Source organism: Leifsonia sp. P73, from assembly GCF_051059105.1.
Lineage (GTDB): Bacteria > Actinomycetota > Actinomycetes > Actinomycetales > Microbacteriaceae > Leifsonia.
In genome coordinates this window covers 757,081-768,060 of record NZ_CP194931.1, presented here as the reverse complement: position 1 = coordinate 768,060, position 10,980 = coordinate 757,081, and the positions used below count along the sequence as shown (strand labels likewise).

Sequence of the window (10,980 nt, the reverse complement as noted above, 5' to 3'; positions counted from 1 at the left end):
CCAAGATGGATGAGGCTCGCGGGACATCGCCTGCCGACGAAGGAGAAGGCACAGTGTCAGCTGTAAACAGTTTCGGTGCGAAGAGCACTCTGACGGTGGGGTCGAAGGACTACACGATCTTCAAGATCGACACGGTCGACGGCTACAAGAAGCTCCCGTTCAGCCTCAAGGTGCTGCTCGAGAACCTCCTGCGCACCGAGGACGGCGCCAACATCACCGCCGACCACATCAACGCCCTCGGCGGCTGGGACCCCCAGGCCGAGCCGGACACCGAGATCCAGTTCACCCCGGCCCGCGTCATCATGCAGGACTTCACCGGCGTCCCCTGCATCGTCGACCTCGCCACCATGCGCGAGGCCGTCTCCTCGCTCGGCGGCGACCCGGACAAGATCAACCCGCTCGCGCCGGCCGAGATGGTCATCGACCACTCCGTCATCGCCGACCTCTTCGGCACCGAGGACGCGCTGGAGCGCAACACCGACATCGAGTACGAGCGCAACGGCGAGCGCTACCAGTTCCTGCGCTGGGGCCAGACCGCGTTCGACGACTTCAAGGTCGTCCCGCCGGGAACCGGCATCGTCCACCAGGTGAACATCGAGTACCTGGCCCGCGTCACCATGACCCGCGAGGTCGGCGGCGAACTCCAGGCGTACCCCGACACCTGCGTCGGCACCGACTCGCACACCACCATGGTCAACGGCCTCGGCGTGCTCGGCTGGGGCGTCGGCGGCATCGAGGCGGAGGCGGCCATGCTCGGCCAGCCGGTCTCCATGCTCATCCCCAAGGTCGTCGGCTTCAAGCTCACCGGCGCCATCCCGACCGGCGTGACCGCGACCGACGTCGTGCTCACCATCACGCAGATGCTGCGCAAGCACGGCGTGGTCGGCAAGTTCGTGGAGTTCTACGGCGCCGGCGTCGCGGAGGTCCCGCTCGCGAACCGCGCCACCATCGGCAACATGAGCCCGGAGTTCGGCTCGACGGCCGCCATGTTCCCGATCGACGACGTGACCCTCGACTACCTGCGCCTCACCGGCCGCAGCGAGGAGCAGGTCGCCCTGGTCGAGGAGTACTCGAAGGCGCAGAGCCTGTGGCACGACCCGGCGAACGAGCCGGTGTTCTCCGAGTACCTGGAGCTCGACCTCTCGACGGTCGTCCCGTCCATCGCCGGCCCGAAGCGCCCGCAGGACCGCATCGAGCTCAGCTCGGCGAAGACCCAGTTCGAGAAGGACCTGGTCGACTACGCGGACATCTCGCACGATCTGGTCGACCTGACCATCTCGGAGTCCTTCCCGGCCTCCGACCCGGGCGAGCTGCAGCCGGAGGACGGCCACAGCCACCACGTGCACACGCACCACAGCCACGCGCCGAAGACGGCCTCCAGCCCGACCCCGGTGAAGCTGGCGGACGGCACGGACTTCGTGATCGACCACGGCGCGGTCGCCATCGCGGCGATCACCTCGTGCACGAACACGTCGAACCCGTCGGTCATGCTCGCCGCCGGCCTCCTGGCCCGTAACGCTGCCGCGAAGGGCCTCAAAGCCAAGCCGTGGGTCAAGACCACGCTGGCGCCGGGCTCGAAGGTCGTCACCGACTACTACGAGAAGGCCGGTCTCACCAAGGACCTGGAGGCCCTGGGCTTCTACACGGTCGGCTACGGCTGCACCACCTGCATCGGCAACTCGGGCCCGCTGCTGGACGAGATCTCCGCCGCGGTCAACGACAGCGACCTCGCCGTCACCGCCGTCCTCTCCGGCAACCGCAACTTCGAGGGCCGCATCAACCCGGACGTGAAGATGAACTACCTGGCGAGCCCGCCGCTGGTCATCGCCTACGCGCTCGCCGGGTCGATGAACTTCGACTTCGAGGTCGACCCGCTGGGCACCGACTCCGAGGGCAACGACATCTTCCTGAAGGACATCTGGCCGGACGCCGCCGAGGTGCAGCAGACGATCGACTCCTCCATCAACGAGGGCATGTTCGTCACCCAGTACGCGTCGGTCTTCGAGGGCGACGAGCGCTGGAAGTCGCTGGCCACCCCGACCGGCTCGGTGTTCGAGTGGGACGAGAAGTCGACCTACGTGCGCAAGCCCCCGTACTTCGACGGGATGACGCTGGAGACCACCCCGGTCACCGACATCACCGGCGCCCGCGTGCTCGCCAAGCTCGGCGACTCGGTCACCACCGACCACATCTCGCCCGCCGGCTCCATCAAGGCGGACAGCCCGGCCGGCCAGTACCTCAACGAGCACGGCATCGATCGCAAGGACTTCAACTCCTACGGCTCGCGCCGCGGCAACCACGAGGTGATGATCCGCGGCACGTTCGCGAACATCCGCCTGCGCAACCAGCTCCTGGACGGCGTCGAGGGCGGTTATACGCGTGACTTCACGCAGGCTGACGGCCCGCAGTCGTTCATCTACGATGCGTCGCAGAACTACCAGGCGCAGGGCACCCCGCTCGTCGTGCTCGGCGGCAAGGAGTACGGCTCCGGCTCGTCGCGCGACTGGGCTGCCAAGGGCACGAGCCTCCTGGGCGTGCGCGCCGTCATCACCGAGAGCTTCGAGCGCATCCACCGCTCGAACCTGATCGGCATGGGCGTCGTCCCGCTGCAGTTCCCGGCCGGCGAGAACGCCGACTCGCTGGGGCTGGACGGCACCGAGTCCTTCTCGATCACCGGGCTGGAGGAGCTCAACGAGGGCCGCACGCCGAAGACGGTGCACGTCGTGGCCGAGCCGACCGAGCAGTCGCCTGCCGGCAAGCAGGCCGTCGAGTTCGACGCGGTTGTCCGGATCGACACGCCAGGTGAGGCCGACTACTACCGCAACGGCGGCATCCTGCAGTACGTCCTGCGGAGCCTGGTGTAATTCTCGTTGGCGTGAGGAACGCCCCGCCGGGGATAGTCCGGGCGGGGCGTTTCGCCGCCGCCAGGGCGCTAAGCCGTGGCCCGGCGGATGATGCTGCAAACCCGCGACCTCTCGGTGACCAAGCTGCCGCGCGAGCCGCGATCGCTCATCCTCTCGGCACTCCGCCGCGGGATGCGCCCGTTGCGGGCACCACGGCCAATTCTGGCTGGGTCGGCGCGGGCTGCCTCCGGGGACCGACCAGCGCACCCTAGGCAACGCGGCGTCGCTCATCACTGGTGAGTATCGCGGCACAGGAGCGACGCTGAGCCGCAGTGCCTGCTACCGGCGGTTCTGCGAGGGCCAGACTTCGTGCTTTGCGTCCCACCAGATGATGTTGAAGACGTTCTTCTCCAGTCGCCCCAGCAGCCGACCATCCTGCGAGGGCTCAACGCGGAGCTCATGCAGCACGTCAAGACCTTCGTACTGGTTCGCGAGCCGAGCGGCTGCGTTCTTGTTGGGGCAGTCGCCCATGTCAAGCTTCGACAGCACGTGGTTTGCTATCGCTTGAGCGGGCGTCATGGCTTCGATCTTCCCCAGCTTCTTCAGGAGCCGTTCATGGTCGCTGCGGTCGATCTTGTGAAGTGCCCACTTCGAGTTGTGGTCCAACTCCACGAACCTGAACCGCAGGTGTTCACTGGCAGCGCGGCCTTCGGGCGACGCCACGGGTGCGCGGACGACTTCAGCGGCAACACCTGCTGAGACGGGTCGCCTAGCCTTCTTCGGCACTCGCGCCCGCATGAAGCGATCCGTAGTACTCAGCCATCGCGGCAAACGGAATCGTCTCGAATCCTCGATCCCCGGGCAGAAGATCGCCTCGGGCGTCCATCCAGGGCTGCTCGCGGTGCGTAAGCTCGATGAGCTGTGCCGCGCGCATCGTTCCGTAGTACGAGAGGACGGCGTCGACCGACTCGGCCTCATCGGCGGTGAGCGCGCTCGCGTCGCCGAGGCCTTCAAGTGTGTCATCGACGGTGAAACGCCCGCGATGCTTCTTGTAAAGCACAGGTGAGACGGGGCCGTTCGCCCACGCCTCGAAGTCCTCCGGGAACAGACGGCTATCCGTCCAGACCGCGTGCCAGGACTGGGCGTAATAGACCAGCTTCTGAAGCTTCATTGCGGTGATCGGTCCGCTCTTCTGGAGAACGTAAGCGGCGACGTCGAGCACGCTAGCCATGTCATCCTCCTGTCGACTGTTAGGCGTTTGATCTATTTCGAGTGTAGTCAGCCGCCCAGTGAGGCTCCTGCATTGACTTGAACTGGGGCCAAGAGTGTCATGTGCCACCGACACTAGAGTCGCCCTTGCGCAGCGCGCCTGTGGACTCATGGGCGTTCTCCGCTTTTCCGTTGTGCCGAAGGTAGTCGATCTGGTGTAACCAGACCGTTGTCAAGGGGAGGCTCGGGATCGTCGGTTCCGAGCCTCCTCCGATTCACAGGGTTCTACACTGAAATCCATGAGCATCCTCGAAACCATCCACGGGCCGCGTGATCTCGACCGGCTCACGGAACGGGAGCTCGACCAGCTCGCTGCCGAGGTGCGGGCTTTCCTGGTCGCCAACGTCGCCAAGACCGGCGGCCACCTGGGGCCGAACCTCGGCGTGGTCGAGACGACGATCGCCATCCACCGCGTGTTCGACTCGCCGCGGGACGCGATCGTCTTCGACACCGGGCACCAGTCGTACGTCCACAAGCTGCTCACCGGGCGCCAGGACTTCTCCCGGCTGCGCCAGCGCGGCGGCCTCGCCGGCTACCCGCAGCGCTCCGAGTCCGAGCACGACATCGTCGAGAGCTCGCACGCGTCGTCGTCGCTGAGCTGGGCGGACGGCATCTCGCGCGCCTTCGAGATGACCGGCCAGAACGACCGGCACGTCGTCGCGGTCGTCGGCGACGGCGCGCTCACGGGCGGGATGACGTGGGAGGCGCTCAACAACATCTCCGACGACAACAACCGCCGGCTGATCATCATCGTCAACGACAACGGCCGCTCCTACGCGCCGACGATCGGCGGCATGGCCCGCTTCCTCAACACGGTGCGCACCCGTCGCGGCTACCGCAACCTGTACCTCAGCAGTCGCAAGGCGTTCGACAAGCTGGGCTCTCCCGGTCAGTCGCTGTACCGCGGCGTCCGCGGGGGCCTGCACGGCTTCCTCAGCCGGATCTCCAACAACGAGTCGCTGTACTCGAACCTCGACATCAAGTACATCGGGCCGGTGCACGGCCACGACATCGGGGCGATGGAGGAGGCGCTGCGCCAGGCGAAGAACTACGGCGCCCCGGTCATCGTCCACGCGATCACCCAGAAGGGCCGCGGCTACGAGCCGGCGCTGCGCGACGCCGCCGACCAGTTCCACGCGGTCGGCCAGATCGACCCGGAGACGGGCGAGGCGCTGGAGAGCTCGACGGCGCCGAGCTGGACCGGGGTGTTCGCCGATGAGATCGTGGCGCTCGCGGAGAAGAACCCGAAGCTGGTCGGCATCACGGCCGCGATGCTCCGGCCGACCGGCCTCCACAAGTTCGCCGAACGGTTCCCGGACCGCGTGCACGATGTCGGCATCGCCGAGCAGCACGCGGCGACGAGCGCCGCCGGCCTGGCGTTCGGCGGCCTCCACCCGGTCGTCGCCATCTATGCCACGTTCATCAACCGGGCGTTCGACCAGGTGCTGATGGATGTGGCGCTGCACAAGGCGGGCGTGACGTTCGTCCTCGACCGCGCCGGGGTCACCGGCCCGGACGGCCCGAGCCACCACGGCATCTGGGACCTGGCGATCCTGCAGGTGGTCCCCAACATCAGGCTCGCGGCGCCGCGCGACGGCTCCCGGTTCCGTGAGGAACTGGCGGAGGCGGTCGCGGTGGACGACGCCCCGACGGTGCTGCGCTTCCCGAAGGGGAACGTGCAGCCGGACATCCCGGCCATCCGGCGCCTGGAGGACGGCGTGGACGTCCTGCGCGAGTCGGACAGCAAGGACGTCCTGCTGGTGACGGTCGGACCGATGGCCGACCTCGGCCTGAAGGTCGCCGACCGGCTGGCGGCGCAGGGGATCGGCGCGACCGTCGTGGACCCGCGCTGGGTCGTCCCGGTGCCGCGCAGCATCCTGAGCCTGGCCGCCGACCACCGCATCGTCGTGACGATCGAGGACGGCATCCGGGTCGGCGGCATCGGCACCCGCGTGCGCCAGGACCTCCGCGAGGCCGGCATCGACACCGCGGTGGACGAGCTCGGCCTGCCGGACGCGTTCATCGACCACGCCACGCGCAGCCAGATCCTGGACGACGCCGGGCTCACCCCGCAGAAGATCGCGCGCGACCTGGTCGCGCAGGTGCTGGGCAGCCGCATCCCGATCGCCCGCCCGCTGCCCGCGGACGAGCCGGCCGAGGGCGTCGAGGCCAAGAAGCGCCGCGCCTAGCCGGCGCATCCATCCGCCGAGGGGCACGTTAACGCCCAAAAAACGTGGTTTCGGGGGCGTTAACGTGCCCTTCGGCGTCAGGCGAAGCGGTAGACGTGCTCGACGGCGCCGGACGGGAAGGTCTTAGTGCCGGAGAGGACGAGCGGCCGGGACGCCTCGGCGACGGGCAGCAAGGGCTTGCCCGCGCCGACCAGCACCGGCACGTAGGTGATGTGCAGCTCGTCGATCAGGCCGCGGTCGGCGAACTGCGCCGCGAGCGCCCCGCCGCCGACCATCCACACGTCGCGGTCGTCGGCGGCGTCCCGCAGCTCGGCGTCGAGCTGGGCGATGTCGCCGGAGAAGAACGTGACGACCGCGCCCTCCGGGACCGGCAGCGAGCGGTGGGTGACCACCCAGGTGGGGATGTCCTGGTACGGCCACGGCCCCTGCTCGCCGAGCACGAACTCGTACGTGGTCGCGCCCATCACGAGCGCGCCGATGCCGGAGATGAACTGCTGGTAGTGCTCGTCGAACTCCTCGAAGCCGAACTGCATGAGCCACTCGATGCGGTCGTGCACGTCGGCGATGAAGCCGTCGATGGAGGAGGCGACGTAGTACTTCGTGAGGGCCATGCCGCGACCGTACCAGCCGCCGGGGGCACGGGGATATCGTGAGGGCATGGCACTGATGACGATCACACTGGGTACGGAGAAGCTCGAGGTCTCGCGACTCGGCCTCGGCTGCATGGGAATGAGCGCGTTCTACACCGGCGCCGGCGACGACGACGCCGGCTCGATCCGGACCATCCACCGGGCGATGGACCTCGGGGTCACCTTCTTCGACACCGCCGAGATCTACGGCCCGTACACGAACGAGGAGCTGCTGGCCCGCGCCTTCGCCGGCGGCCGCCGCGACAGGGTGGTCATCGCCACCAAGTTCGGCACCATCCTGCACCGCTCCAAGAACGAGCGCGGCCTCGACGGCTCGCCGGAGAACGTCCGGCTCTCGGTCGAGGGGTCGCTGAAGCGGCTGCAGACCGACCACATCGACCTCTATTACCAGCACCGGATGGACCCGGGCACGCCGATCGAGGAGACCGTCGGCGCGCTGAAGGAGCTGATCGAGGAGGGCAAGATCCGGCACTACGGGCTGTCCGAGGCCGCTCCCGAGACCATCGTGCGCGCCAACGCGGTGCACCCGGTGACGGCGGTGCAGACCGAGTACTCGCTCTGGACGCGCGACCCGGAGTCGGAGGTGCTGCCCACGGTGCGCGAGCTCGGCATCGGCTTCGTGCCGTACTCGCCGCTCGGCCGCGGCTTCCTCACCGGCTCGATCCGCTCGCTCGACCAGCTCGCCGAGGACGACTTCCGCCGCTTCAACCCGCGGTTCGAGGGCGACAACCTGGAGGCCAACATCCGCATCGTGGAGCAGGTCGACGAGGTCGCGCGCGAGGCAGGGGCCAAGCCGGGACAGGTGGCGCTCGCGTGGCTGCTCTCGCGCGGCGACGACCTCGCGCCCATCCCCGGCACGCGCCGCGTCGAGAACCTGGAGCAGAACGTCGCCGCCGCCGACCTCGACCTGAGCCCGGAGCAGCTCGCGCGCCTCGACGCCGTCGCCGCCCCGGTCGGCGACCGCTACGCGGACATGAGCCCCCTGAACAAGTAACGCAGCGAAGGGTCGCAACACGCCGCTTCGTCCCGCGCGAAGCGGCGTGTTGCGTCCCCTGTGCGTCAGGCGCGGAAGCGGAGGCGGAGGGTTCGGGCCTCGGGACGGAGGGCGAACTCCGGCCAGACGTCCGGCCCGCAGGCGCGCGAGCCGAGGCCGTGCTGGGCGGCGTCCACGAACAGGTAGGTGGTGTCCGACTCCGGGAGCTCGTGCGGGTGCCCCGCGGCGGCGACCTGCTGCGGCGTGTGCCGCGAGAGCGAGAAGCCCGGGAGCCGGCCGCGTCCGTCCGGGAGCGCGGTGAAGCCGAACGCGCCCAGGTCGACCTCGCGGACGGCCGAGCGGTGCCCGGTCTCCTGCGGGCGGGCGTACTCCACGTTCAGCTCGGCCACGGTGGCGCCGAACCGGCCGATGTACGCGGCGCGGGTGCTGTCGGGGTAGGACTCCAGCGGGCCGGCGCCGAACCACTCTGCGCCGCCGATCGGGCGCTCGCCGTCGGGGAGGTCGAAGCGCACGCCGATCCGCGGCCACACGCTGGGCCAGCCGGAGGACGGCTCGATCTCAACGCGCAGGTCGAGCCCGCCGTCGTCCAGCGTCCAGACGGTCTCGACGGTGACAGAGGCCACCGCATTCGCTGCGGAGACCCGCGTGATCGTGCGGAGGCCGTCCTCCGACTCGTGCACCGCGACCAGCCGGTGCGTCAGCCGGTCGAGGCCCTGCGCCCGCCAGAGGCTCGCACTGGAGACGCCGACGGTGCTCGCGTCGCTGGCGGCGAGGTCGCCGTAGGCCGCGCCTTCGTCGTTGTCGGTCGGCGCGCGGAACAGCTCCAGTCTCGGGCCCGCGACCGCGCGGCCGCCGAGCGAGACGAGCCGGCCGCGCTCGAAGGAGGCGGGCCCGAGCGTGAGCGTGCCCTCGGCCTCCCGCCAGTCGGCGCGCCGCGCTGCCGGACGGGGGCGTCGCGGCGCCGAGAGGTCGAGCTGCGCCCGGGCGACGACGTGACCGGCCGGCGCCCAGGCGGTGTCGGCGGCGAGCACCGCCGTCACCGTGAGCCAGGTCTCGGCGTCCTCCGCGACCGGGATGGCGGGCAGCGGCAGCCGCACCGACCCGCCGGCCTCCACCACAGGGAGGTCGAGCGTCCCGGAGGCCGCCTCGCGCCCGTCGTGCTCGACCGTCCATCGCAGCTCCAGGTCGGCGGTGCTCGCGCTGTGCCGCCGGTTGGTCGCCAACAGGTCACCGCCGTCGAACGTCAGCGCGACGGGCTGAGCCACGGCCTTGAACTCGTGCAGGCCGGGGGTGGGCACGTCGTTCGAGAGCACCATCCCGTCCATCACGAAGTTGCCGTCGTGGACGACCTCCCCGAAGTCGCCGCCGTACGCGTAGAAGGGGGCGCCGTCCGCGGTCCGGGTGAGGATGCCGTGGTCGCGCCACTCCCACACGAAGCCGCCGTGGAGGCGCGGGTGCGCGTCCACCAGCGCCTCGTACTGGTCGAGCGCGCCGGGTCCGTTGCCCATCGCGTGCGCGTACTCGCACAGGATGAACGGCTTGGTCCGCTGCCGCGCGCCCTGCGCCGGCGTGCAGCCGAGCAGCGGTGCGAGCGAGCCGTCGGTGCCGATCTGCTCGGTCTCCGGGACGGACGAGTACATGCGCGAGTAGACGTCGGTGTACTCACCGGTGTAGTCGCCCTCGTAGTGCACCGGGCGCCCGGGATCGCGGTCGTGCGCCCAGGCGGACATCGCGGCGAGGTTCGCGCCGGTGCCCGACTCGTTGCCGAGCGACCACATCACGATCGCGGGATGGTTCTTGTCGCGCTCCACGGTGCGCCGGATGCGGTCGAGGTAGGCGTCGCGCCAGCGCGGGTCGTCGCTGGGGTTGTCCCGCCAGCCGGCCTTCTCGAAGCCGTGGGTCTCCAAGTCGCACTCCAGGATCACCCAGAAGCCCAGCTCGTCGGCGAGGTCGAGGAGGCGCGGGTGCGGCGGGTAGTGGCTGGTGCGGATGGCGTTCACGTTGAACTGCTTCATCCGGATCAGGTCGGCGCGGGCGTGCTCCTCGTCGAACACCCGGCCGCGCTCGGGGTGCGTCTCGTGGCGGTTCATCCCGTGGAAGACGACCCGCCGGCCGTTGACGAGGAACCGGTCGCCGCGGATCTCGACGGAGCGGAAGCCGAGGCGCAGCGAGACGGTCTCGCCCTGGGCCGCGACCGTGGCGTCGTAGAGCCGCGGGGTCTCGGCCGTCCACGGCTCGACCGGGCCGACCGTGACGGGGGCGACGTCGCCGGGGGTCGGCCACTCCACCTCCACGCCAAGCTCGGGAATGCGGAGGACGACAGGGAAGGCGGCCTCCGCGGCGGTCACCTCCGGAAGGACAGTGCCGGCGCCGTCCGCGAAGGCGGTCTGAAGCCAGACGTCCTCCAGCCCGCCGGCGGGGCGCGCGCTGAGCGTGACGTCGCGGAAGATGCCGGGCAGCCACCACTGGTCCTGGTCCTCCAGGTAGCTCGCGGCCGACCACTGGTGCACGCGCACGGCGAGCAGGTTGCCCTTCGCGCGCACGAGGTCGGTCACGTCGAACTCGTGGGCGAGGCGGCTGCCGCTCGCGGAGCCCACCTCCACGCCGTTCAGCCACACCCGGTAGAGCGACTCGACGCCGTCGAAGCGCAGCACGACGCGCGCGTCCGCGGGCCACCCGGCCGGCAGGTCGAAGCGCCGCCGGTAGTCGCCGGTCGGGTTCTCGTCCGGCACGAACGGCGGCTCGATCGGGAACGGGTACTGCACGTTGGTGTAGATCGGGCGGCCGTAGCGGCCGTCGCCGTGCAGGACCCAGTGCGCCGGGACGGGGAGGGTGTCCCAGCCGGCGTCGTCCACGTCGGTGCGCGCGACGTCGTCCGGGAGGTCGGCAGTGGGGGAGAGCCGGAACCGCCACTCGCCGTTCAGCGAGAGCGACGGCGCGTCCGAGTGCAGCCAGGACCGAGGCGCGAGGGCGCCGGAGGAGGGTGCGGTGTCGGCGAGAAGGGCGGGAGACGGCACGGGGGCTCCTTGATCGTC

Annotated in this window: 7 protein-coding genes; 3 read left to right on the top strand and 4 right to left on the bottom strand. The window is 69.8% G+C overall.

What is annotated here, in order from left to right; translation table 11 throughout:
* Positions 1–5: 5 nt before the first annotated feature.
* Positions 6–2,864 (top strand): aconitate hydratase AcnA, encoded by a 2,859-nt coding sequence (gene acnA, locus ACQ86L_RS03950; protein WP_434317772.1) that lies wholly within the window; start codon positions 6–8, stop codon positions 2,862–2,864.
* Between the two features lie 318 nt (positions 2,865–3,182).
* Here acnA and ACQ86L_RS03945 read toward each other — a convergent pair whose 3' ends face one another.
* Positions 3,183–3,515, bottom strand: coding sequence for a hypothetical protein (locus ACQ86L_RS03945; RefSeq protein WP_434317771.1), 333 nt, complete (start codon positions 3,513–3,515; stop codon positions 3,183–3,185).
* A gap of 97 nt (positions 3,516–3,612) precedes the next feature.
* Positions 3,613–4,074: a Panacea domain-containing protein gene (locus ACQ86L_RS03940; protein ID WP_434317770.1), complete on the bottom strand. Its 462-nt coding sequence runs from the start codon at positions 4,072–4,074 to the stop codon at positions 3,613–3,615.
* Between the two features lie 277 nt (positions 4,075–4,351).
* Between ACQ86L_RS03940 and dxs the strand changes: the two genes are divergently transcribed.
* Entirely contained in the window at positions 4,352–6,301 is a 1,950-nt protein-coding gene (gene dxs / locus ACQ86L_RS03935; RefSeq protein ID WP_434317769.1) for a 1-deoxy-D-xylulose-5-phosphate synthase, read from the top strand.
* Between the two features lie 77 nt (positions 6,302–6,378).
* Here the strand turns inward: dxs and ACQ86L_RS03930 are convergent, their stop codons facing one another.
* On the bottom strand, positions 6,379–6,912 hold the full coding sequence (locus ACQ86L_RS03930; RefSeq protein ID WP_345834782.1) for a dihydrofolate reductase family protein: 534 nt from the start codon (positions 6,910–6,912) through the stop codon (positions 6,379–6,381).
* 52 nt (positions 6,913–6,964) lie between these two features.
* On the opposite strand from ACQ86L_RS03930, the gene ACQ86L_RS03925 reads away from it, so the two are divergent.
* Positions 6,965–7,945 carry an aldo/keto reductase gene (locus ACQ86L_RS03925; protein ID WP_434318982.1) on the top strand — a complete coding sequence of 327 codons (981 nt, stop codon included), beginning with the start codon at positions 6,965–6,967 and terminating at the stop codon, positions 7,943–7,945.
* Between the two features lie 65 nt (positions 7,946–8,010).
* Here ACQ86L_RS03925 and ACQ86L_RS03920 read toward each other — a convergent pair whose 3' ends face one another.
* Positions 8,011–10,962, bottom strand: a complete 2,952-nt coding sequence (locus ACQ86L_RS03920; protein ID WP_434317768.1) for a glycoside hydrolase family 2 TIM barrel-domain containing protein — start codon at positions 10,960–10,962, stop codon at positions 8,011–8,013.
* Between the last annotated feature and the right edge of the window lie 18 nt (positions 10,963–10,980).